Source organism: Janthinobacterium sp. HH106 (assembly GCF_001758725.1).
In the GTDB taxonomy this organism is placed as follows: domain Bacteria; phylum Pseudomonadota; class Gammaproteobacteria; order Burkholderiales; family Burkholderiaceae_D; genus Janthinobacterium.
Map to the genome: position 1 here is coordinate 10098 of NZ_LRIC01000013.1, position 23835 is coordinate 33932.

The 23835-nt window shown below is 56.6% G+C and carries 25 protein-coding genes; 11 read left to right on the forward strand and 14 right to left on the reverse strand.

The window, feature by feature from the left end; all coding sequences use genetic code 11:
• Positions 1 to 43: 43 nt before the first annotated feature.
• The 5 genes from JAB8_RS07085 to JAB8_RS28885 all read right to left on the reverse strand — a co-directional run bounded on the left by JAB8_RS07085 (position 44) and on the right by JAB8_RS28885 (position 6382).
• Positions 44 to 1273, reverse strand: coding sequence for a TolC family protein (locus tag JAB8_RS07085; RefSeq protein WP_070289019.1), 1230 nt, complete (start codon positions 1271 to 1273; stop codon positions 44 to 46).
• Positions 1270 to 1572, reverse strand: a complete 303-nt coding sequence (locus JAB8_RS07090; protein ID WP_070289021.1) for a DUF3240 family protein — start codon at positions 1570 to 1572, stop codon at positions 1270 to 1272. The genes JAB8_RS07085 and JAB8_RS07090 overlap by 4 nt, the downstream gene beginning before the upstream one ends.
• Positions 1565 to 4648 (reverse strand): CusA/CzcA family heavy metal efflux RND transporter, encoded by a 3084-nt coding sequence (locus JAB8_RS07095; RefSeq protein ID WP_070289023.1) that lies wholly within the window; start codon positions 4646 to 4648, stop codon positions 1565 to 1567. Before JAB8_RS07095 ends, JAB8_RS07090 begins: the two co-directional genes overlap by 8 nt.
• Positions 4648 to 5763, reverse strand: a complete 1116-nt coding sequence (locus JAB8_RS07100) for an efflux RND transporter periplasmic adaptor subunit (protein WP_070289025.1) — start codon at positions 5761 to 5763, stop codon at positions 4648 to 4650. Before JAB8_RS07100 ends, JAB8_RS07095 begins: the two co-directional genes overlap by 1 nt.
• 223 nt (positions 5764 to 5986) lie before the next feature.
• Positions 5987 to 6382 carry a hypothetical protein gene (locus JAB8_RS28885; protein ID WP_139142965.1) on the reverse strand — a complete coding sequence of 132 codons (396 nt, stop codon included), beginning with the start codon at positions 6380 to 6382 and terminating at the stop codon, positions 5987 to 5989.
• A gap of 431 nt (positions 6383 to 6813) precedes the next feature.
• Between JAB8_RS28885 and JAB8_RS07110 the strand changes: the two genes are divergently transcribed.
• Together JAB8_RS07110 and JAB8_RS07115 are read left to right on the forward strand one after the other, a co-directional pair.
• A complete protein-coding gene (locus JAB8_RS07110) occupies positions 6814 to 7485 on the forward strand; it encodes a heavy metal response regulator transcription factor (RefSeq protein WP_070289029.1) in 672 nt (223 codons plus the stop codon).
• Complete coding sequence (locus tag JAB8_RS07115; RefSeq protein ID WP_070289031.1) at positions 7482 to 8909, forward strand: heavy metal sensor histidine kinase; 1428 nt, start codon at positions 7482 to 7484, stop codon at positions 8907 to 8909. Before JAB8_RS07110 ends, JAB8_RS07115 begins: the two co-directional genes overlap by 4 nt.
• Before the next feature lie 42 nt (positions 8910 to 8951).
• Here the strand turns inward: JAB8_RS07115 and JAB8_RS07120 are convergent, their stop codons facing one another.
• From JAB8_RS07120 to JAB8_RS07155, 8 genes are all read right to left on the reverse strand, one after another.
• Positions 8952 to 9437, reverse strand: coding sequence for an arsinothricin resistance N-acetyltransferase ArsN1 family B (locus tag JAB8_RS07120; RefSeq protein WP_070289033.1), 486 nt, complete (start codon positions 9435 to 9437; stop codon positions 8952 to 8954).
• Positions 9438 to 9540: 103 nt separating this feature from the next.
• Entirely contained in the window at positions 9541 to 10200 is a 660-nt protein-coding gene (locus JAB8_RS07125) for an NADPH-dependent FMN reductase (protein WP_198511367.1), read from the reverse strand.
• A gap of 77 nt (positions 10201 to 10277) precedes the next feature.
• Positions 10278 to 11021, reverse strand: coding sequence for an arsenical resistance protein ArsH (gene arsH, locus JAB8_RS07130; RefSeq protein WP_070289034.1), 744 nt, complete (start codon positions 11019 to 11021; stop codon positions 10278 to 10280).
• On the reverse strand, positions 11014 to 11445 hold the full coding sequence (arsC, locus tag JAB8_RS07135; RefSeq protein WP_070289036.1) for an arsenate reductase (glutaredoxin): 432 nt from the start codon (positions 11443 to 11445) through the stop codon (positions 11014 to 11016). The genes arsH and arsC overlap by 8 nt, the downstream gene beginning before the upstream one ends.
• A gap of 14 nt (positions 11446 to 11459) precedes the next feature.
• Positions 11460 to 12743, reverse strand: coding sequence for an arsenic transporter (locus JAB8_RS07140; RefSeq protein WP_070289037.1), 1284 nt, complete (start codon positions 12741 to 12743; stop codon positions 11460 to 11462).
• The gene (locus tag JAB8_RS07145; RefSeq protein ID WP_070289038.1) at positions 12737 to 13246 is read right to left on the reverse strand and encodes an arsenate reductase ArsC; all 510 of its coding nucleotides are present in this window, start codon (positions 13244 to 13246) and stop codon (positions 12737 to 12739) included. The genes JAB8_RS07140 and JAB8_RS07145 overlap by 7 nt, the downstream gene beginning before the upstream one ends.
• A gap of 69 nt (positions 13247 to 13315) precedes the next feature.
• A complete protein-coding gene (locus JAB8_RS07150) occupies positions 13316 to 13816 on the reverse strand; it encodes an arsenate reductase ArsC (protein ID WP_070289039.1) in 501 nt (166 codons plus the stop codon).
• Positions 13817 to 13873: 57 nt separating this feature from the next.
• Entirely contained in the window at positions 13874 to 14200 is a 327-nt protein-coding gene (locus JAB8_RS07155; protein WP_070289040.1) for a metalloregulator ArsR/SmtB family transcription factor, read from the reverse strand.
• Positions 14201 to 14741: 541 nt separating this feature from the next.
• Between JAB8_RS07155 and JAB8_RS07160 the strand changes: the two genes are divergently transcribed.
• Positions 14742 to 15086, forward strand: a complete 345-nt coding sequence (locus JAB8_RS07160) for a CzcE family metal-binding protein (protein ID WP_083287603.1) — start codon at positions 14742 to 14744, stop codon at positions 15084 to 15086.
• A gap of 39 nt (positions 15087 to 15125) precedes the next feature.
• On the opposite strand, the gene JAB8_RS28010 is transcribed toward JAB8_RS07160, so the two are convergent.
• Positions 15126 to 15554, reverse strand: coding sequence for a nuclear transport factor 2 family protein (locus JAB8_RS28010; RefSeq protein ID WP_083287604.1), 429 nt, complete (start codon positions 15552 to 15554; stop codon positions 15126 to 15128).
• 443 nt (positions 15555 to 15997) lie between these two features.
• Here JAB8_RS28010 and JAB8_RS07165 point away from each other — a divergent pair, with 443 nt between their 5' ends.
• The 8 genes from JAB8_RS07165 to JAB8_RS07200 all read left to right on the forward strand — a co-directional run bounded on the left by JAB8_RS07165 (position 15998) and on the right by JAB8_RS07200 (position 23797).
• Entirely contained in the window at positions 15998 to 16351 is a 354-nt protein-coding gene (locus JAB8_RS07165; RefSeq protein WP_070289041.1) for a hypothetical protein, read from the forward strand.
• Between the two features lies 1 nt (position 16352).
• Complete coding sequence (locus tag JAB8_RS07170; RefSeq protein WP_070289042.1) at positions 16353 to 17738, forward strand: TolC family protein; 1386 nt, start codon at positions 16353 to 16355, stop codon at positions 17736 to 17738.
• The gene (locus JAB8_RS07175; RefSeq protein ID WP_070289043.1) at positions 17735 to 19126 is read left to right on the forward strand and encodes a copper oxidase; all 1392 of its coding nucleotides are present in this window, start codon (positions 17735 to 17737) and stop codon (positions 19124 to 19126) included. Before JAB8_RS07170 ends, JAB8_RS07175 begins: the two co-directional genes overlap by 4 nt.
• A gap of 25 nt (positions 19127 to 19151) precedes the next feature.
• The gene (locus tag JAB8_RS07180) at positions 19152 to 19481 is read left to right on the forward strand and encodes a copper-binding protein (RefSeq protein ID WP_070289045.1); all 330 of its coding nucleotides are present in this window, start codon (positions 19152 to 19154) and stop codon (positions 19479 to 19481) included.
• A 21-nt stretch (positions 19482 to 19502) separates the two neighbouring features.
• Positions 19503 to 19871, forward strand: coding sequence for a copper homeostasis periplasmic binding protein CopC (gene copC / locus JAB8_RS07185; RefSeq protein WP_070289046.1), 369 nt, complete (start codon positions 19503 to 19505; stop codon positions 19869 to 19871).
• Positions 19872 to 20771 (forward strand): CopD family protein, encoded by a 900-nt coding sequence (locus tag JAB8_RS07190; protein ID WP_070289047.1) that lies wholly within the window; start codon positions 19872 to 19874, stop codon positions 20769 to 20771.
• 32 nt (positions 20772 to 20803) lie between these two features.
• A complete protein-coding gene (locus JAB8_RS07195; RefSeq protein ID WP_070289063.1) occupies positions 20804 to 21316 on the forward strand; it encodes a cupredoxin family protein in 513 nt (170 codons plus the stop codon).
• A 99-nt stretch (positions 21317 to 21415) separates the two neighbouring features.
• Complete coding sequence (locus JAB8_RS07200) at positions 21416 to 23797, forward strand: heavy metal translocating P-type ATPase (protein WP_070289048.1); 2382 nt, start codon at positions 21416 to 21418, stop codon at positions 23795 to 23797.
• Positions 23798 to 23835: the final 38 nt, after the last annotated feature.

Below are 23835 nucleotides of genomic sequence, written 5' to 3' on the forward strand. Positions count from 1 at the left end.
TCCTGTTAAAAGTCATAGTGTCGGGAGACGCCTGGAAGGTGCCTTATTCATGATCCATGTCCCACACCACATGCGCGTCGACCAGGATGCCGTAATACGCACGCGCCGCCGCCACCCGCGCCGCTAGGGCGTTTTGCTGGGCAGTGGTTGCCTGGCGCCGCGCCGTCAGTAGCGTAGGAAGATCGGCTTCGCCCAAGGTGTAGGCACGTTGCAGCAGGCGTGCGTTGTCACGCATGTCCGCCGCGCCCGCTTCGGCCACTTGCCAGCTTTCATGCGCGCCTTGTGCCGATGCCAGTGATACGGCAATGGCGCCATCGAGGGCGCGCCGCTTCCGTGCGACCTCATGCTGCGACACCTCCATGGCCTGGACCGCCCGCCCATCGCGTGCGGCCCGGTGGGCTCCCGGCAAGGGAATGCTGAACATGACACCCGTGATGCGCTCACGCCCGCCCACCTCCGACGCCGTGTACAGGCCGACAGTGGGGTCTGGCGTGCGCTCGGCCCGCATGCGCGCGCTGAGGCCTTGCGCCTTGAGCAGTTGCGCCTCGGTAATCTTGAGTTCGTCACTCTGGGCCAGGATGCGCTCACGCCAGAACGTCGGCGACTCGGCAAGGGGCAGCGAGGAAGGCAAGGTGGACAACTCGCGCTGGAAGCCAGGAAAACGCGCATGCAGGCGCGCCCAGGCAACAGCAGCGGCCGTTTTGGCTTCGATACTGACGCGTTGCTGGTCGGCCAGATCGCCACGCGCCAAGCTGGCATCGAGCACGGCGGCGTCACCTGCCTTGACGCGCTTGTTCACCGCAGCAAGATTGTCGCTGGCCGCCTGCTGGTGCTCGGCCGCCAGTACCAGCGCCTGTTCTGCGTGCGCCCAATCCAGCCACAGCCCCAACAATTCACGGGCGGTCTCGTGCAAGGCCTCGCCATAGCGCGCCTCACCCTCGTCCAGCAGCGCCTGGCCGATGCGGCGATCGGCACTGGCCTTGGCCGGCAAACGCAATGTGCGCTCCACGCCCGCATTCCACTCCTTGTATTGGGGACCTGCTTCCACGGTACGCCGCTGGGCCGTGACCTTGGCGGTCCATTCATAAGGTGAGTCCTGCGCCAGCGCGGCATCCTGGCGCAGCATCTCGCGCCCGGCACGGGCCGCAGCCACCTCGGTATCCTGGTCCAGCAAGGGACGAACCATCGCTGTCGGCAACAAGCCGGGCGCCGGTGGCAGTGGCGCGGCCTGGACCGCACCTGCCGCCAGCGCAATGAGTAAGGCAAATTTCATAGCTCCTCCCCCGCGTCGATGACGGACGTGAACCAATAACGCAAACCAGCACCCTGGAATACCTTTCGCAGCATGGCAATCACCTTATCCTTATGCTCTTCCGGCAGAAGTGCATCGATGCGTGTCATCTTGGCCAAACCAAGTACTTGCTCGGTGGCGCTGAGCCGATCGTGCGCCAGGCCGTGTGCGGCCGCCGCCGTACTGGTAAAAAGGGAAATTTCGCTACTCATCAGCAGCGTGTCGAGCACGCGCTCTTCCAGTGCTGGAGGACACAGCAAGGTTAAACACAGTTCAGTCATGGGATTTCTCCTGCTTCGCCACCGCGAAGCGCAAGTAAAGAATGGGCAACAGCAGCAGGGTCAAGGCGGTCGCCGTGATCAGGCCGCCAATCACGACGATGGCCAAGGGGCGCTGGATTTCCGAGCCCGGGCCGCTGGCAAAGAGCAGCGGAATCAAACCAAAAGCGGTGATCGAAGCGGTCATCATCACTGGGCGCAGGCGTCGTCTCGCTCCTTGCACCACCAACTCGGCCAAGGCCATTCCCTCGGCACGCAGCTGATTGAAATAGCTGACCAAAACGATGCCGTTGAGCACCGTGATGCCCAGCAAGGCGATAAAACCGACCGATGCCGGCACCGACAGATACTCGCCCGTGACCCACAAGGCGACGATGCCACCCACCAGGGCGAACGGGATGATCGACAGTATCAGCAGTGCCTGGCGCACCGAGCGGAAGGTGGAAAACAGGACAATGAAGATCAAGCCCAATGCCACCGGAACGACGACACCCAGCCGGGCGGCCGCGCGCTGCTGATTCTCGAACTGGCCACCCCAGGTGATGCGGTAACCGGTCGGCAGCGTCAGCGTCTTGGCCACACTGGCTTTGGCTTCGTTGACGAAACCCACCAGGTCGCGCCCGCTGACATTGGCAATGACCACGCTATAGCGGCTACCCATCTCGCGGTCAATCTTGACCGGCCCCTCGGCCCGTTCCAGCTTGGCGACCGAACTGAGCGGCACGTTGCTGCCGTCCTTGGCGGTGATGCGCACGGCGGCAAAATCCGTCGGCGACAAACGCACAGATTCGTCGGCGCGCAGCAAGATAGGCGTACGTCGATTGCCCTCGACCGCGTGGCCCGCCTGCTGGCCTTCGATTTGCACCCGCAGCGCGTCCTGGATTTCTTCGACACTCAGGCCTAATCGGCCAGCCTGCAAGCGGTCGACGGCCACACGCAGGTATTGCACGCCATCGTTTTGCACCGTGTACACATCCTGATTGCCCGGTATGGTTTTCAGCACGCTTTCCACCTGCGACGCGAACTGGTTTAGTTGCGCCAGGTCGGGACCGAAGATTTTCACGGCGATATCGCCGCGCACGCCAATGATCATCTCGCTCACGCGCATTTCGATCGGTTGCGTAAAACTGTATTTAATGCCCGGCAGCTGGTCGAGTACCTTGCGGATCTCGTCCATCAGCGCTTCCTTGCCCTTCATCCGCCATTCGCCGCGTGGCTTGAGCAAGAGATAAGTGTCGGTTTGATTCAAACCCATCGGGTCGAGGCCGATCTCGTCAGAACCCGCGCGCGCCACCACGCCCGTCACTTCGGGCAGTGCCTGCATCAGGGCCTGATGGATCTTGAGGTCCAACGCAGCGCTTTGCTCCAGGCTGACGGAAGGCAGCTTTTCGATGCCGACAATCAGGTCGCCCTCATCCATGGTTGGCATGAACGTCTTGCCCACCTGTGTGTAGAGCAAGCCCGCGCCGAGCAACATGACTGCGGCGCCGATGGCAACCACCCGTTGCCGGCGCATGCTCCAGGCCAGAACGGGTTCGTACCAGGTCAGCAGCTTGCGCGGCAACCAGGGTTCCTGATGCGCCACGTCGCGCAGCAGATACGAAGCCAGCACGGGAATGACGGTCAGCGACAGCAGCAGCGAGCCGGCCAGCGCAAAAACGATCGCCAGGGCGACCGGGGCAAAAAACTTGCCTTCCAGATCCTGCAGCGTCAACAGTGGCAAAAAGACAGTGATGATGATGACGATGCCGGAGGTAACGGGGACGGCCACTTCGCGCACCGCCCGGTAAATCGTATGCAGGCGGGGCAACTTGCCGGCAGTCGGATCGTGCGCCAGCCTTTGGACGATGTTTTCCACCACGACAACGGCCGCGTCGACCAGCATGCCGATGGCAATGGCCAGGCCGCCCAAACTCATCAGATTGGCCGACATATTGAAGCCGCGCATGAGAAGGAACGTGATCAGCGCCGCCAGCGGTAGGACCAGGGCCACCGTCAGCGCCGCGCGCAAGTTGCCAAGGAACAGCACCAGCAGGACAACGACAATCACCGTTGCTTCCAATAATGCGGACGAGACGGCACCCACAGCTTTCGAGACGAGCTGTGCCCGGTCATAGAAGACATTTAGGGTGACGCCCTTGGGCAGGGTGGGCTTGATTTCGTCGAGCTTCTTGCGCACGCCTTCGACCACTTGCTGCGCATTGGCGCCGGCCAAGCCAAGCACCAGACCTTGCACCGCTTCCCCTTTACCACTTTGGGTCACGACGCCATAGCGTGTCAGTGAGCCGATACGCACTTCGGCCAGTGCGCCCACACGTAGCGGCACCCCGTTCTGTACCGTGACGACGACCGCGCGCAGATCATCGAGGCTGGTAATGCTGCCTTCGCTGCGCACCAGCAACACCTCATCGCCTTCACCCAGGCGCCCGGCACCGTCGTTGCGGTTGTTGGCGCGAATAGCCTCGCTCAACTGCGCCAGGGTGACGCCGCCGGCCGCCATGGCCAGCGGATTAGGCACGACCTCAAAGGCGCGTACGACACCTCCCAAGGCATTGACGTCAGCCCCCCCTGGCACCGTGCGCAAGGCGGGGCGGATCACCCAGTCGAGCAAACTGCGGCGCTCGGCCAGGGAAAGACCGCCGCCCTCGATGGTAAACATGAACATTTCACCCAGCGGCGTGGTGATCGGCGCCATGCCACCGCTGATGCCACCGGGCAAGCTCTCGGTGATACCGGCAAGCCGTTCACTGACTTGCTGGCGGGCCCAGAAAATATCAGTGCCGTCCTGAAAGTCGATGGTGACGTCGGCCAGGCCATATTTCGTGACCGAACGCAGGACTTTGGTCTTGGGAATTCCCAGCATTTCGACTTCGATCGGCACAGCAATGCGGCTTTCCACTTCTTCCGGCGTCATGCCGGGGGCCTTCATGATGATCTTGACCTGGGTACTTGAGACGTCCGGAAAGGCGTCGATGGGCAACTGGTTGAAGGCATACCAGCCAGCACCACTCAGCATCAACGCCGCCAGCAGGACAAATAGCCGTTGCGAGAGACAGGCCTGAATCAGACGGGCTAACATCAACTGCCTCCTTTTTCGCCAAGCCAAGAGCCTTTCAGGGCCACGACGCCGGAGATGGCGAGATGATCGCCTGCCTTCAGCTTCCCGGACACGCGCACGCGCTGCCCGGCGCTACTGACGACGGTCACCGGATGGGCTTCAAAGCCATCCTTATTTCGCACAAAAACGTAAGCTTGCTTGCCGTCGTGTGCCAGCGCGGCCAGCGGCACGTCCCAGGCGGCAGTATTGGCACTCAACGGCAATTGCACGGTGACCATTTCACCGGGCCGCAAGCCGCTTGTCCCAGCATCCAGTTCGGCGCGAATAGCGACCGTCTGGCTACCGGGTGCGACGACCGGACTGATACTGACGATGCGTGCCTTGCTGTTGCGCCCCTCTATCTGCAAGGCGCCGCCGACCCGCCAAGCCGCAGATTCAGCGGCAGGCGCCTGGATGTCCAGTGCCAGGCGATCCACTTGCGTCAGGTGCAGCAAGGCGGTGGCAGGGTCGATTCGCTGACCCGGCTTGACCTCGATGTTGGTCACGATGCCGGCCTGGGTGGCCGTGAGCGTCAATCCATCCTCCAGCTTGCCGCTGGCGATAATGCGTTCGATAGACTGTGCCGACAAACCAGCTAGGCGCAGCGCGGCTTTTGCCTGGCGTAATGTCGCCTCGCTATCTTGCAGCGTTGCCTGCGCCTCTTGCACACGGCGCTGGGCGATGATGCCTTCATCGAACAAGGCGCGTTCGCGCTGCGCAGTCTGGCGGGCCAGGCCGGCCCGGCTCGCAGCTTGCAGCAATTGCAATTGCAAAGGCCCGAGTTCCTGGCTCACCAGGCGCAGCAATGGTGCACCGCGCTTGACTACCTGGTTCGGCTGCACGTACAACTGGACCGCCAAGCCCGTCACGGGCGAGCTGACAATCTGTTCACCACTGGCGGGCAACGTGACTTGTGCAGGCAGGTTCAGCACGACCAGCTCGGCATCGCGCTGCAATGCCCGCACTTGAATATCGAGGGCTTTCATCTGCTGTTCCGTGACAGCAAATTTGGCCGAGCGCTCCGCAGCGGACGACGGAAGGCACCATGCCAGCGCAAGCGCCAGGCACAAGGGTGAGAGTATTTCTCTTGTTTTCATGATTCTTTCCTGAATGAGACAGACAGGGCTACCGGGCAATCGACGCCATGGCCCGCAGGCCAGGCACGCCAACGCTCCCCAGGTGCGCCAAAGTGGCGGCTGTGAAGGAAGGCAGCACAAGGTAAAGATGCAACGAGGACAGAGACGCGCGGCGCATCAGGGCGCGCGTCTACCCCGGCAGATGCTGGATGGGGAGCGCAGGCTCCCGGTCTTGCAGACGGAGTTAGGCTGTCAGCGCACCGCTACAAGGCGGGCGGAACGGAGGGTCGTACGATGGGAGCGGCAAGCGCAGGGTGACGAATTGCGGCGGGACATTGGCGTCCGCAGCCAGCATGGAAAAACCACCAAAGGCGGTATCCGGGAAAAACTGAAGGTGGTCGACGGCGTGCAAGGCCTGGTGTCCGGACTTGCCGGGCACCTCATTGTTGCGATCATCATGATCGCCGTCGTCACTGTGGCCCAGGTGGGCATGCTCATGCTCACCGGCATCCTGGTCGAGCTGGCCGATATGCGCCATCTCATGTGCCAGGCGAACGCTGCTCCCCGTCCATGCGCCGCTGTTCGTCATGAACATGACGAACAGGAAAAAAGCGAGGTAATGGGAGAGTGACTTGCGCATGCCCGGAATGTATCACGCCTGTCATGACTTTGCGAGGGCTACTTGCAAGAGAAAAATTTCACCACATCACATGAAAACATTTGGCAAACAATGAGGTCGAAATTTCTTGCAAACGTTTTAACATTCAGACATACGGCAGTCATGAGAACCATCCATCTACAACGCTTTCTGCTCGTTGTAAGCCTGCCGACCGATAGCGCGCCCTCCTTGTCAGCGTTCATATCATGGCGCTGTTGTGAAAAGTTTAAAAAAGTGCAGACACCTTTCTTCGTATTCTCATTAGCACTGGTAAACAGTTCAATTCTGACAGGATTGTAATCCTGGCGTTAGACGACTGTCACCTTTCCAATGTAGACTAAAGACAGAGACCGACGGGGATCTTCGCCATCCGCAGAACGTGGACACAGCAGTTGAACTAGTGAAAAAGTGATATGCGATTATTAGTGGTGGAAGACGAGCAAAAGGCGGGCGAATATATCCAGAAAGGTCTGAACGAGTCTGGCTTCGTGGTTGACTTGGCGAGAACTGGACCCGACGGACTTCACGCTGCCACTACTGCCCATTATGACCTGATCGTGCTTGACGTCATGCTTCCGGGCTTAGATGGTTGGCAAATCATCTCTGAGTTGCGCAAAACGGTTGATACGCCGGTGCTATTTCTTACCGCACGGGATGGGCTCGATGACCGCATCAAGGGTCTGGAGCTTGGTGCAGATGATTACTTAGTTAAGCCATTCGCTTTTGTTGAGTTGCTTGTTCGTATTCGAACGTTGTTGCGCCGAGGGCCGATCAGAGAAGCTGATATTTTTCAGATTGCCGATCTGGAACTGGACATTCCTAAGCGAAGAGTAATACGGGCCGGTGTTCGGATTGATTTGACTGCGAAAGAATTTGCACTTTTGCATTTGCTATCCAAACGGGTCGGACAAGTTTTATCCCGGCCGTTGATTGCATCGCAAGTCTGGGATATGAATTTTGACAGCGACACGAACGTGGTGGATGTCGCGGTACGCCGTCTACGAGCAAAAATTGACGACCCCTTCGAGGTAAAACTGATCCATACGATTCGGAGTATGGGCTATGTATTAGAAGATAGACAATGAAGACCAAGAACTGGTCTCTCACCACGCAGCTGGGGGCGCTCTTCGCCTGCATCTCGGCAATTGTATTTTCGGCCTTAGGCATCTATCTCTATCAAGCTCTCACGGTACAGCTCCAAGCACGGGATGACGCAGACCTTGTCGACCGTATTGTGTTCATCAGACATATGCTTGAGGAAACACCGAGTGTAGAGTCGATTCGTGTGGATCCGCACCGTTTTTTAGATGCGGTCGATTTGCATGGCGGCTTTTTGCTCGTTATGCAGGCACAAGACGGTGAAGAATTAACCCGCAATACCCGTGACCGTTCATTCATGCATGCCAGTCGGGCTGTACCGGTAGAGACGTTGCCAGAGCCATCTCACGTACGTGCTGCACCAGGGCATAGCGAACCCAACCTAAGAGTTATTGCTGCCCTGGGTACCGTTGGTTCGACAGGTTCCGTGGTGAAAATCACGCTCGCCAGAAGCGAAGAGAGCCGCGCAGCTGTTCTATCTGCATACAAGTTAAAAGTGCTTGCATCGGGCTTCTTTGGTGCGGTGCTAACAGCCCTACTGGGGTTTCTACTAGTACGTCGCGCGTTGCACAAAGTAAAGCTCATCGCGCAGCAAGCTCAGCAAGTCAGTGCGCACAATTTGGAAGTGCGCTTGCATGCAAAATCAGCACCGAAGGAAATCCAGATACTGGCTGATTCGTTCAATGAGGTGCTTGACCGCCTGCAAAATAGCTTTAATAACCTTTCCCAGTTTGCAGATGACTTGGCACACGATTTGCGTACGCCTCTCAACAATCTGATGGTTCAAACAGAAGTTGCCCTGTCTCAGCCCAGATCATCCGATGAATATCAAAACCTGCTTTCATCTAACTACGAGGAGTTTGGCCGTCTAGCTAGAATGGTGGAAAGCATATTATTTTTGGCGCGGGCTGACCATGACCAAGTTTCGCTAGCAACTGAGCAGCTTGATATGGATGTTGAGCTGACGCGAATCGCCGAGTATTTTGAAGGGCCGGCATCCGACGCAGGGATATCATTCATCGTCATCGCCTCAGGTAAAGTGCTTGCTGATGGGCACCTGCTTCGCCGCGCGGTGAGTAACCTTGTATCGAACGCTCTTCGGTACACGCCGAAGGGCGAAATTATCTTGCTCAAGGCGATAGAGGACGACGACGGGGCCGTAGTTTCTGTTTCCAATCCTGGCCCAGGCATCGCGCAGGAACACCTGTCGCGGTTGTTTGACCGGTTCTACCGTTCCGATAAATCGAGGGCCAGTACGTCAGCCTCCGCTGGATTGGGTCTTTCAATCGTCAAATCCATCATGGCGCTTCACCATGGCCGAGCCAGTGTCACGAGTGAGCTTGATGGAGTTACCCAATTCACGCTATTTTTTCCTGGCACGACAGCATCGAACGAAACAGTTAAGCGCTGAAAATGGATTTTTGAGGACAGAAATCTTGTGCTCAGCGGTTAACTAAGCAAGCTGCAGCTCCCAGTATCCGACATCAATCCACTGATCAAATTTACAGCCAACCCGCTTGAACATGGCCACCTTCTCAAATCCTAGGCGCTCGTGCAAAGCAACGCTAGATTCATTGGGCTGCGCAATGCCACCAATGACCACTTGCAGTTGGCGGTGCCGGAGCTCCTCGATCAGGGTACTGTAAAGCTGTCGGCCGATGCCCTGACCGACTCCATCGTGCGCCACGTACACCGTTGACTCGACCGAAAAACGATAGGCGCTCCGGGCACGCCAGGGCGTTGCGTAGGCGTAACCTAGTATTTGACCATCGCGTTCAAAGACGTACCACGGCAACTGCGCACCCACAGAAGCGATGCGCTGGGCCATCTCATCGATGGCGACCATCTGCTCTTCAAACGTGATGGTGGAGCTGCTGACGTAATGGTTGTATATCGTGGCGATCGCAGCAGCATCGGCGGTAGTGGCAAGTCGAATCATCAGCGGGATCCAAATAGACGTGAAATGGCAGGAAGGAGCACGGCCGCAAACTACGCACGGCACCCTAAAGTATCATTCTAGCAATAATCCATCCTATGTGGCTTCACGGCGCATTGCGTTGAGTAGGATCGCGCAGAAAAGCTGGTGAAGGCCCTGTGCCTCCCGAGCGGGCCCGCTCCCGTCCTGCGGCCTCTGCCCACCAGATCAACTGGGAAAAGGTGCGTTCGATATAGGAAACCCAACGCGTACTGTCGACTTCAGGTGCAAAGCTGCCATCGGCAGCAAAAACAGTATGTGCTGTCGGAATATGGATCATGGCCGACACCGGCAAACAGCCCAGCTCGGACAGAAAAGCGCGCATACCCACCGCCGCCCGCACACCACCCCACTGGCCCGCCGAATAAGTGACGATGGCGCTGGGCTTGAAGGCAAACAAAGAACTGCCAAAGTGGTTCAGTAAATGCATCAGTGCCGGACTCATTGAATGATTGTATTCAGAACTGACCATCACATACCCATCGGCGCTGGCAATCTCACTGGCCAGTTGCTCCAACGGCAAGGGCGCGCGCCCCTGCGCATAGGAAAAGTGTGGCTTGAACACGTCACCTAGCTCGTAATCGAGCGGATCGATGAGCACCACATTGTGGCCATCATGGCGGCACTGCGCCACGATGGCCTTGGCGACCCGTTCGCCCACGCGCGCAGGCAGGGGCGGTGTGCTGGTGCGAATAGAACCGAGAAACACCAGAATTTTCATCTTCATCTTACCCTTTCCAGCCAAAACCTCGGCTAGGTCATCGTGCAGTGAAAACCCGGCGAACGGGCCAACATGAAAACAGCCTATTTGCTTGGCGTCTCGTGATTCATGGCCGCTTCGGCGAGGGCGCGTACTTCGGCCGGCATGGATTCCTTGCGCTCGCTATAGCGGCTGGTCAGGTAATCCGAGCGATCGCGCACCACCAGGGTGAATTTATACAATTCCTCCATGACGTCGACCAGGCGGTCGTAATATGGCGACGGCTTCATGCGGTCGTTTTCGTCGAACTCCTGGTATGCCTTGGCAACGGACGACTGGTTCGGAATGGTCACCATGCGCATCCAGCGGCCCAGCACGCGCAAGCCGTTGACGGCGTTGAACGATTGCGAGCCGCCCGACACTTGCATCACCGCAAGGGTCCGCCCCTGCGTCGGACGCACGCTGCCCATTTCCAGCGGCAGCCAGTCAATTTGTGACTTGAACACACCTGTCACAGCGCCATGGCGTTCCGGACTGCACCAAACCTGGCCTTCCGACCAGAGCGACAGCTCGCGCAGCTCCTGCACCTTGGGATGGTCAGGGCTGACGCTGTCGACCATGGGCAAGCCATGCGGGTCGAAAACCCGCGTCTCGGCGCCAAAATTCTGCAGCAGCCGCTCCGCCTCCAGAGTCAGCAAGCGGCTGAACGAGCGTTCACGTAGCGAGCCGTACAGCAAGAGCATGCGCGGCGGATGCGTTGCCACCGTCGCTGGCATAAGTTTATCAACCGTCGGCGTATCGAGGTGCGCAGCACTGATATTGGGCAAGTCCTTGACTGGCTTATACATGGGGCACCACCCGCTTTCCTTGCGCATCGATGACCGCCTCGCCGTCTTCTTTGGCAAACGTGCCCAGTTGCGGCAAGGGCAGAACGTCAAGCACCAACTCCGATGGGCGGCATAGGCGCACGCCAAGCGGCGTGACCACGAACGGACGATTGATAAGGATGGGATGGGCCAGCATGGCGTCCAACAGTGCCTCGTCGCTGATTTGGGCCTGGTCGAGACCCAGTTCCAGGTACGGCGTACCTTTCTGGCGAATGGCCTCGCGCACGCTCAAGCCAGCACGGGCAATCAAATCGACCAGGGTCTCGCGCATTGGCGGTTGCTGCAGGTATTCGATGACCTGCGGCTCAGTGCCAGTATTGCGGATTAACGCCAGGGTGTTGCGCGAAGTGCCACAGGCCGGGTTGTGATAAATAGTGATATCCATAATAAATCCTTTCCTTAATAACTGAGGCGCAGTGCCAGCGCCGCCAGGGTCACCAGCAACACAGGCAAGGTGAGGACGATGCCGACGCGGAAGTAATAACCCCAGGAGATGTGAATCTTCTTACTGTCGAGGACATGCAGCCACAACAGGGTCGCCAGGCTGCCGATAGGGGTAATTTTCGGCCCCAGGTCACTGCCAATGACATTGGCATAAATCATCGCCTCGCGCACGGCGCCATGCGCTGAGGTAGGATCGATCGACAAGGCCCCGATTAGCACCGTCGGCATATTGTTCATGATCGAGGACAGGACGGCCGTCAGCACGCCTGTGCCCATGGCCGCGCCCCATACGCCATATTGGGCAAAGTAATTGAGTACGCCAGTCAGGTAGCCGGTCAGGCCCGCGTTGCGCAGGCCATATACGACCAGATACATGCCCAGAGAAAAAACAACGATCTGCCATGGTGCATTGCGAATGACTTCGCGCGTGGGTATCACATGGCCTTTAGCGGCGACAGCCAGCAACAGAGCGGCGCCAACGGCGGCCACGGCACTGATCGGCACGCCCAGGCTCTCAAGCCAGAAAAAGCCGATCAGCAGCAGCGCCAGGACCAGCCAGCCGGCCTTGAAGGTCGCCATGTCGCGGATCGCGGCGCCGGGGCGTTTGAGCTGGGAGACGTCATAGTCTTGCGGGATGTCCTTGCGGAAAAACCACATCAGTGCAAGCAGGGTCGCTATCACTGCCACCGCGTTGACCGGCACCATCACGGCCGCATACTCGGCAAAGCCGATCTTGAAATAGTCGGCCGAAACGATATTGACCAGGTTCGACACCACCAGCGGCAGGCTGGCCGTGTCGGCGATAAAGCCGGCCGCCATCACGAAGGCCAACGTAGCTTTGGCTGAAAACTTCAGTTCGAGCAACATGGCGATCACGATAGGCGTCAGTATCAGCGCCGCACCATCGTTGGCAAACAACGCAGCGACAGCGGCGCCCAGCAGGACCAGCAAGACAAACAACTTGCGGCCGCTACCACCTCCCCAGCGTGCCACGTGCAGCGCGGCCCACTCGAAGAAACCGGCCTTGTCGAGCAGCAGGCTGATGATGATGACGGCGATAAACGTGCCGGTTGCATTCCAGACGATGTGCCAGACGACGGGCATGTCCGACAACTGGATGACACCAGCCAGCAGCGCGACGCCAGCGCCGATGGCCGCGCTCCAGCCAATACCCAAGCCACGCGGCTGCCAGATAACCAGTACCAGAGTCGCCAAGAAAATCAGGAAAGCAGTCAACATACGAGCGCCTCCTTGGGGGCAGCCGGGGCAAAGACACTAGAAATGTTGTCGAGTTCAGCTTTCAGGCGTACAGGGTCATGCTGCAGCTGCTCTAGCGGCAAGGCGAAGAAAGCCTCGATGCGTGCGCGCAGAATGCCATACGTCACCCGGAAAGCAGCGTCCTTTGCTGCGTCCGTCCCCGTGACATGGCCGGGATCGTCTACACCCCAGTGGCTACGAAGCACTGGGCCCAGGTAGGCCGGGCACGTCTCGCCAGCGGCGCTGGCACACACGGTGATGACGATATCGGGCACGGAAGGCAGAGCGTCCCAGGACTTGCTGTAATACCCCAGGGTCGATATCTGCTCGTTGGCCAGCAACGCCAGTGCTCCTGGGTGCAGCGCCCCGGCCGGATGACTGCCTGCGCTCAGCGCATGCCAGCCTGCCGGCGCCAGATGATTGAAAGTCGCTTCTGCCAGGATGGATCGGCAAGAGTTGCCGGTACACAAAAAAAGAACGTTCATGAAATTATCGCAAAATAGTGAAAAGTAAGGCATGCCCGTTATCAACAGGCATGCCGGGGCGCTCGCCTACTAGACGGCGCTTTGTCCAATTGCCTTGATCTCGTGCTGGATCGCGTTTTTTTCGAGCATGTGCAGCGGCAAACTGACGAAAACGTTCATCCGGGTCATGATCTGCCGGAACACCTTATGGAATACCTCGCGCTTTTCTGCGTCGGTGCCAGTAGCTGCAGCCGGATCTTCGAATCCCCAGTGCGCCGAAAGCGGATGACCTGGCCAGTATGGGCAGACTTCGCCGGCGGCGTTGTCGCACACAGTAATGATGAAGTCCATGTGTGGTGCGTCTGGAGTACCGAATTCATCCCAGCTCTTGCTGCGCAGTTTATCGAGCGGATAGCCGGTCGCTTCAATTTGCTCGATGGCGAATGGGTTGACGCTGCCGCCCGGGTGGCTGCCAGCCGAAAAGCCACGGAAGCGGCCCTTGCCCATGGTGGAGACCAGCGCCTCGGCCATCACGCTACGGGCTGAGTTGCCGGTACAGAGAAACAACACGTTGTACACTTTGTCGGTCATGACGAATCCTTTAATCACTGCGTTGGTTGGGGGGCGATTCAATTTGTACGTTTGGATTCATGCGGCATCACAGGCTGCGCCTTGCGCAGTAGTGCAAGGCGCGCCGCCGCAGCAGTTTTCGGTCAAAAAGCCGATCAGGGCATTCATGCTGTCGATATGCGCGGCGTAGATGACAAAGCGTCCATCTTGGCGCGGCACGATCAGGTCCGCGTGCACCAGTTCCTTCAAGTGAAATGACAGGGAAGATGGCGGGATGCCCAGCTGTTCGGCAATCTTCGTTGCCGCCATCCCTTGCGGTCCGGTCTGGACAAGCAAGCGAAAGATGGCCAGGCGTGACTCCTGTGCCAGTGCCGCCAACGCAGCGATGACATTTTTAGTTTCCATGTGCACTCCTTTTAATTTCATATTTCTATAATAATCGAATTATGAAATTAATGTAAACCTATTTTTATGCGCGGCTATCGATTCACCTTGGTACGGAACTCTTGACGTCCTGGTCTTCTCCAGACGTATCGACATACCAATTAGCTGAATCTTCGTACTCAGTGGCAGAGGTGTGCGTCTCTCAGCACGTTGGAAACTCTGGTATCGCATGTATCTGGCGACAAACGACTTATCGAGAGGTAATAAGCTGCTCAATCAAATGGCGGTACTGCTAGCGCTTAAAGCGAATGCTTGGCGGCCGCAACGACGGCATGCCTATCTTCACACTCGACCTACTCTTGATAAACCATTGCTGCGCCTAGCATGTTGCCGCAAGAAAGTCGCGGTTCCACTTCGAACCTGCTACCTTAATCAAATTATCAAGGTTTCTGTAATGAAAATGTAATGTTTCAGTCATTCGGGTGTGCGGGTCCCCTACGTAGAATAGCTTCATCGGATCCGCAACTTCATTCACCCGCACCTGAAAAATAAGGACATTCCAATGAAATCCATCAAAGCCAACATCGTCGCCGTTTTTGCTGTCATCGCTCTCAGCCCGCTTGCCGCGATGGCACACCAAGGCGAAATGCACTCGAATCCAGCGTTTGGCAGTGCTGCTCCGGCGCCGGCCGCCACGCGCACTATCACGATTTCATCGACTACGAAGTATGTGAATGTCGCCCAGGGCGACGTCGTCAAGTTTGATGTGGATGGTAAGACGTTCACTTGGCAGTTCGATACGCTACGAGCCAATTCGAGCTTTGACTTTTCGGCAATTGCGCCGTCTGGCGTGAATACCCACGGCGTACGTGTGTACGTGGCACCTAACCCGACCTACGCCAACTAATTACATGTACGCCCGCCAGTGTACTGCTGGCTCATGAAGTTATTGAGATTTGCGGGACGACCAGTGCAGATGAAAGATGACCCATTGATCGCCCTGTTTTTCGAGCAAAGCTGTTTCCGTGCCGAATAAGTGCACATTTTTGCCCTGGAATTGTCCTGTGGTCTCTGTTTCCTGCATCACGACGGCCAGGTTTCCATCAATACGTTCGTTTTGTTTTAGGACTTTGCTTTTAGTGGCCTTAGCAAAGGCGGTATCGGCTGGCAGGTGATGGCCAGCGTATTCATCACGTGAACGCTCAACATGCCCAGATTCGTAAATTTTAATTTCAGGGCTAAGCAAAGTGCTCGCCTGCTCGGATATTCCGCTGGCGAGCGCTTCGTGAAATGCAGCAACAGTTTCAGTTGGTGTGGCGGCGTATAGGGGAAGACTGAATACGGAAATAGCGATCAGGGAAGTAAGTTGGCGCACGAGGTCTCCAGTGTTTTTGTTTATATGATGAATTGCAGTGATGCAATTAAATCAGCGGGCGGTGATTGTGACAAGGTGGAAGTGAAAATACTCTGGAAAACTGAAATTCGCTTGACCTTCCGCCAGTTGGAAGGTGTAGCGTAAAAAGGCGATTTCATCTCAGGTGGTTCAGGTAATTTGCAAGGAACTTAGTTGTCCGTCATAGGGAAGATACTGCAGATGAATTTCATGCTGACGCGCATTGTAAGCAACCGGGCCGAAATAGGTGCAGGACAGCGTACGCCTTACTCTACCTTTGGAGGCAACAATAGCCGCCACTCATTCCTCGCGTCCCTTGAGCTCCCTCCACACCACTTTCCCCGCCACCTCCTGAAATCATGCACTGGCGTTCGCCTCACCTCGTGCTGTATCCACCCAGTAACCAGTCATTTTGAAAGAGAATCATGCAACGCTTCCACTTATTGCTTCTGGCAACGGTTAGCTTCTCGCCGGTTGTCTATGCACAATCCACTCAACCCGCGAGCACCACGGCGACAGTGACGGATGCTAAGGCCATTGTGCCGCCGTTGAAATATGTTTCTGCTTTTGCGGATGCTAAGCCGATTGGGGAGCCCCCGATATCTCCAGATAAGGCCTGGATTCAGGCAAATAAAGAAGTGACAGGGGACTCTCAGCATGGCGATCTGGGGGACATGTCGATGGAAATGGTACCCGGTGCAAAAAGCCAGGAAGAACCCAAGCCGTCTTCGGCGAACGATCCGCACAAAGGCCATCAAATGAACATGAAAGGCAAATGACATGAAGCGACTATCGTTGCCAACACCCAATCGGGTAGCTACTGTATTCGGTGTCATATTTCTTGCAGGTTGCGCCAGCTTTTCACCGGATGGTGGATTAAATGATGTCTCCCGGCTAACGCAAGAGAGGATTGGACAGGTCAAGCCCTTCACGAAAGAGACGCTGAAAGATAGCCAACAGTCCACTTCACAGGTGCAATCACTGCTGTCCGCGCCACTGACGCCTGAATCTGCGGTTCAGATTGCGCTGCTCAATAATGCAGCGCTGAAGATCTCCTTCGCTGAATTGGGCGTCTCGGAGGCTGAGTTTGTACAAGCTGGACGGATGCGCAATCCAAGTTTTAGTTTCGGCCGCGTCAGTGGTGGTGGCGATGCGGAAATCGATCGCAGTGTGATGTTTGATATTGCGGGCCTGCTGACGTTGCCCACGCGTCGCCGCGTTGAGCAAGGACGCTTTGAGCAAGCCAAGTTGCTAACAGCTGCTCAGGCTGTGCAGTTGGCGGCAGAAACCCGTCGGGCATATTTTATGGCCGTTGCGGCGGCCCAATCGGCCGCTTTCGCGGAGCAAGTGCGTGGCGCCGCCGAGGCATCATCGCAACTCGCCGACAGCATGACCAAGGTTGGAAACTGGAGCACACTTGATCAGGCCCGTGAGCGTGCGTTTTACCAAGATGCGTTGACACAATTAGCGAGGACCAGGCATGAAGCAACAGCCACGCGCGAACAGCTCATTCGCCTCCTGGGCCTGTGGGGAGAGCAGCAAAATTTCGTCCTGCCTGACAGATTGCCTCCACTGCCGGAAAAGCCGCAGGAAACGAACAATGCGGAAGCACAGGCAATGTCGCAACGTCTCGATATGCTGTCGGCCCGCCGCGATACCGAGGCAACGGCCGCGGCACTTGGCTTGACAAAGGCAACTGGCTTCATCAACGTTTTTGATGCCGGCTACACCAATAAGAGTACGACAGGTTTGCCACGCGAGAGCGGCTACCAGATTTCCCTTGAATTACCAATTTTCGATTGGGGTGGCGCCAAGGTCGCGCGGGCCGAGGCGCTCTACATGCAGTCCGTTCATCGCACCACCGACACTGCCGTGCGGGCGCGCTCGGAAGTTCGGGAGGCGTACTCCGCATACCGCACTAGCTATGACATCGCCCGTCATTATCGTGACGATGTTGTGCCGCTGCGGAAAAAAATATCCGACGAGGTTCTGCTTCGCTACAACGGGATGCTTGCCAGCGTATTCGAATTACTGGCAGATTCGCGCGAGCAACTGGTGAGCGTAAATGCCGCCATCGAAACCCAGCGCGACTTTTGGATTGCAGAAACCAAACTTCAATCCGCCATCAACAGCGGAAGTACGAACGATACAAGGGCCATGCCATGATTTCACGTAGAGATTTTTTCAGAGGTGCAGGTGCTGTAGCGGTAAGCGCCGCTGCCGTTAGCAAGGCCGGTGCCGCGTCATTGCCTGAGGCCATGTTGATGGACAATGCCAAGACGCACATCCCTCCGGTGCCACCCACTGGCCGGCCCTACAATCCGGTCGTGACCCTGAATGGCTGGTCATTGCCATGGCGGATGAATAACGGCGTAAAAGAATTCCATCTCGTTGCCGAACCCGTGGTGCGTGAACTTGCACCAGGGATGAAAGCCAACCTTTGGGGCTATAACGGGCAATCCCCAGGCCCGACAATTGAAGTGGTCGAAGGTGACCGGGTGCGTATTTTCGTGACCAACAAGCTACCTGAGCACACCAGTGTTCATTGGCATGGCCAGCGCTTGCCGAACGGTATGGATGGCGTAACGGGCCTCAATCAACCGGGTATCGCTCCGGGAAAGACTTTCGTCTACGAATTCGAGGCCAAACGGCCAGGTACATTTATGTATCATCCCCACGCCGACGAGATGGCCCAGATGGCGATGGGGATGATGGGCTTCTGGGTGACCCATCCAAAGGATCCATCGCTCCATGCTGTGGACCGTGATTTCGTTTTCCTGCTCAACGCGTATGACGTGGAGCCGGGAAGCTATACGCCGAAGATCAACACCATGCTGGACTTCAACCTGTGGACATTCAATAGCCGCGTCTTCCCCGGCATTGATTCATTGCCTGTGCGCCAAGGTGACAAGGTACGCATCCGTGTCGGTAACCTGACGATGACGAATCACCCTATTCATATACATGGCCATGAGTTTTTCGTCACTGGTACGGATGGCGGCTGGACACCACCGGCGTCGCGCTGGCCTGAAGTCACCACCGATGTCGCAGTTGGGCAAATGCGCGCCATCGAGTTCGTCGCTACTGATCTGGGTGACTGGGCACTTCACTGCCATAAATCCCACCATACCATGAATGCAATGGGCCATTCGGTACCGACAATGATTGGCGTCAACCATCGCGGGGTTGCTGAAAAAATTAACAAAATCGTCCCTGAATATATGGTGATGGGCGACAAGGGCGGCTCCATGGGAGGCATGGAAATGCCGCTACCAGATAATACTTTACCGATGATGACGGGTGAAGGACCGTTCGGTGGGGTTGAGATGGGGGGAATGTTTACCGTCTTGAAGGTGCGCAAGGACCAGAAGCGCGGCGACTACTCCGATCCTGGCTGGTACAAGCATCCGGCCGGAACCGTGGCATACGAGTGGACGGGTAACCTTCCTGAGCCAGAACGTGCAACTAACGCTGGGGGGCAGTCGATGCCGACGATGAACAAACCCAATATTGAAGTTACTGTTCGTAAACCGACCGGACATAGCGGTCACTAATTTTTTTTAACTGAAAGGAAACATCATGAAAAACCTGCACAAAGTTGTATTGGCAACCTTGATTGGCCTGTCATCCGTGGCAACGACCTCCGTGGTGCTCGCACAGCAGCAGAGCGCCTCCGCGACGCAAGACGCGATGAGCGAAGGGGAAATCAAGAAAGTGGATAAGGACGCCGGCAAGCTGACCATCAAACATGGCGAGCTGAAGAACTTGGGCATGCCTGGGATGACTATGATGTTCAAGGTCAAAGAGCCGTCGATGCTTGACAAGGTCAAACAAGGCGACAAAGTACGTTTCGTGGTGGAAAAAGTTGGCGGTGCATTGACGGTCACTTCCATCGAAGCAGTAAAGTAAATTTAACAAAGAGAGTTGAACATGAAGACACTGCGGAAAATGATTCTTGCCACATCCATTGTGGCGGCAACGCTGGCTACCCCATTTGCCTTGGCACATGCGAGCTTGAAGAGCTCCAATCCCGAGGCAGGTGCCTCCCTGGCAGTTGCACCAAAGGAGATTGCGCTGACCTTCAACGAGAAGGTGGAAGAAGCCTTTAGCTCAATCACTCTGAGCGATGACGAAGGCAAAGCCGTTGCTGCAGACAAGGCAAAGGTTGATGCAGCAAATCCGGCCATCTTACGCTTGGAAGTACCGACATTGAATGCTGGCGCCTATACCGTGAGCTGGGCAGTTGCAGGGCACGATGGACACCGTCGCAAAGGCGACTTTAAGTTCACGGTGAAATAAATGGATGCAGTCTCGCTGTTGCAAGTCAGTTCAGCTTTGCTGCTGAACCTCGGCTTTGCCTGGCTCGTTGGATCATGGTTTGCACGCTACTGGATGCGTTCTAGCGGTGTCGATCATGATCATTTCGAACCAGCGCTGCGCAAACTTGACTTGATGGCAGCGGCAATCAGCATGGTTGGTAGTGCATCGGCACTATTGAGCGCGACGGCGGTCATGGGAGGTGTAGGGCTACGCGAAGCGTGCCCGATGTTTTGGATGATGGTGTCGACAACTGACTACGGACATGCAGGCTGCGCCATTGTTGTGACGATGCTTGTTCTCTTTATTGTTCGATTTGTAGGCGGAGTCGGCCGCAGCAGCGATATTGCTGTCGTTCTGCTTTTGGCTATTTTTTCTGCAACACGGGCGTCCATGGGGCATGCGGGCGAGGAAGGCTTCTGGACCATTCCGCTAGCGGTTGAAGCGATCCATTATTTTGCCATCGGCCTATGGACTGGTGCAGTGATGGTTTCCGGCTGGTTTGTTCTACATAAGTCGCGGATAAGGAAATTTGATACGGGTACCACCGATCAATACCTAGAATTGATGTCCCAGGCAGCAATGCTTGCAGTAGTTGCCATTGTTGCTACTGGAATTTACAGCGCATGGCACCGAGTGGGGAGCTCAGAGCATCTTGTTCATACCACCTATGGCATCACCTTACTGGTCAAAGTTGCAATGGTCCTTCTTGCCGTCGCCTTGGGCGGCTACAACAAATTTCTTGGATTGCCTGCCGCCTCCCGCTCCTCCCGCGGCGTCACTCTGGTGAGAGTCGTTTTACAAGTAGAGACCTTGCTACTGCTCGGTGCACTGTTTGCGGCGGCAATTCTTACCACTCAACAACCACCTACCGCGATGTAATGTCGCGACGGTTTTCTACAAGGGAGTACGATATGAAAAAGATGACCTTAAATGCAATTGCAGTAATGTTACTGGCCAGTTTGAGCACTTTCAGCATTGCTGCGGTACCGGATAGCAACCCAGCAGCACATAGTGGCCACCAGCATGGCGCAAATGAGCAGAGCGCATCTCTTGTGGGCAAGGCGGGTGACCCGAAAAAAGCGACGCGTACCGTCACTGTCGATATGAACGACACCATGCGTTTTAACCCAGCGTCTATCGCCGTGAAACGGGGCGAGACTATTCGCTTTGTCGTCAACAATTCCGGCAAGATCAAGCATGAGATGGTCATTGGTTCTGAGAGCGAGTTGAAAGAACATGCCCAACAAATGGCAAAGTTTCCGGAGATGGAGCATGCGGAACCCAATCAGGTGACCCTGACGCCTGGGAAATCGGGAACCATTGTCTGGCAGTTCGACAAAGCCGGCAAAGTGGAATTTGCGTGCTTACAACCCGGCCACTTTGAGGCGGGCATGAAGGGGCAGGTAGTGGTTTCTGCCAAATAGATGACTTCATTCGGCGGGAATGTTCAATTCCCGCCGTTGCCGCAATAGCTGGTTCCACCACAGCCAACGAAACAGGCGAATCTGGCCAAGGAGTGATTCATGAGTAGAACTGACGCCGAGCATCATGCACACGAGCATCATCACGACAGCCACAGTAAAACTGAACCCGACGATGCGCGGCTGGCAGTAGACGAAAAACCATTCATTGACCCGGTATGCGGTATGCACGTTGGCGCAAATCCCGAAAAAGAAATCACCTACAAAAGTATGGTCTACCACTTCTGTAGCGGAAAGTGCATGACAAAGTTCAACGCAGCGCCAGATTCCTTTATCGATAAAGCGAATGCGGCACCCAACCCTGCGCATGCCCCCCAGGAGGGAGCAGTCTACACCTGCCCGATGCACCCCGAGATTCGCCAGCCAGCACCGGGAACTTGCCCTATTTGCGGCATGTCGCTCGAACCTGAAATGCCGACGCTAGATGAGGCGGAAAACCCGGAGCTAGTCGATTTTCGCCATCGTTTCTGGTGGACGCTGCCTCTTACCTTAGTGGTGTTCTTACTGGCGATGTTTGGGCATGTGTTCCTTTCTATGGGGCTGCCAGGCCAAAACTGGATTGAATTCGCATTAAGTACACCTGTCGTACTGTGGGCCGGCTGGCCATTTTTCAGACGCTGGGCGCAATCGCTGGCACGCATGAGCCCGAATATGTGGACTTTGATTGGCTTTGGCGTAATGGCTGCTTATGGCTATAGTGTCGTCGCCACAATCGCACCGGGCCTCTTCCCGCTTACCTTTGCTGCACATGGCCGCATAGGCGTATATTTTGAAGCAGCGGCAGTCATTGTTTCGCTCACGCTTCTTGGACAGATACTTGAGCTGCGCGCACGCTCCCAAACTTCCGCCGCAATCAAATCCTTACTTGGCCTCGCTCCAAAGACGGCTCGACGCATTCAGGACGATGGCTCCGAGAATGACATCCCGCTCACGCACGTCCACGTCGGCGACAAACTCCGTGTCCGACCCGGTGAGAAGGTACCAGTTGATGGCGTAGTGCTCGATGGCGAGAGCTCGCTCGATGAGTCAATGCTGACTGGCGAGCCCTTACCTGTGACAAAGCGTGCAGGAGACACGTTGATTGGCGCAACGATCAATACCAGCGGGAGCCTGATTATGCGTGCCGAAAAAATCGGCAGCGACACGATGTTGTCTCAAATCGTACAAATGGTCGCGCAGGCGCAGCGCTCCCGCGCGCCTATGCAACGACTCGCCGATAGTGTTGCAGGCTATTTCGTGGTCGTTGTCGTGGCAATAGCGCTACTGACGTTCGTGTTATGGGGAATGTATGGCCCTGAACCGAGCTGGGTCTTTGGTTTTGTTAACGCCGTTGCAGTACTGATCATTGCTTGCCCATGTGCATTGGGGTTAGCCACGCCGATGTCCATTATGGCCGCCACAGGCCGCGCGGCCACCCAAGGTGTGCTCTTTCGGGATGCCGCAGCGATAGAAGACCTCAAGAAGGTCGACACACTGATTGTCGACAAGACGGGGACCCTCACTGAAGGTAAGCCTTCCTTTAACAGCGTGGTCGCAGCGCCCGGTTTCAAGGACGAAGACGTCCTGCAAATGGCGGCGAGCATAGACCAGGGCAGCGAACATCCGTTAGCGCACGCGATCGTCTACGAAGCGAACAGGCGAGCACTGGTGCTAACCAAACCTGACAGTTTTGAGTCTGCCAGCGGTATTGGCGTGCGCGGCACGCTTGGCGGGGTGCACATCGCACTGGGCAACACCGCGCTGATGGATGCTGACAAAGTCGATTGGAGGCCGCTTGCTGAGGTCGCTGAACGCCTGCGGACAGAAGGTGCTAGCGTCATGTATCTATCCTCTGACGGCGTTTTGGCTGGACTGATTGCGGTGTCGGATCCCATCAAGGCAACGACGCATGAGGCCATAGAAGGCTTGCGCGCTGAAGGGCTGACCGTAATCATGGCCACTGGCGATGGCGTCACCACTGCGAAGTCCGTAGCCGAAAGGCTGGGCATCACGGAGTTCTACGGCGAGGTGAAACCACAGGACAAGTTGGCCTTGGTAGAAAAACTGCAAAAGCAAGGCAAGGTGGTCGCAATGGCCGGCGATGGAATCAATGATGCCCCCGCACTGGCGAAGGCCAATGTTGGTATTGCCATGGGTACAGGAACAGACGTGGCTATCAATAGCGCTCACGTCGCTTTAGTAAAAGGAGATCTGCGTGGGATTGCCCTTGCCCGTCGAATCTCGGTCGATACTGTTCGAAATATGTGGCAGAACCTGGGCTTCGCGTTTGTCTACAATGCCTTGGGCATTCCCCTGGCTGCCGGTGTGCTGTATCCATTTACTGGCCAACTGCTATCGCCGATGATCGCCGCGTTAGCGATGAGCCTGAGTTCCGTGTCTGTCATTACCAATGCACTCCGGTTGCGCGGTACCGGTCGGCCTTAACCGCTGACTGTGGCACCGAGCGACATTCTTGTGGAAGC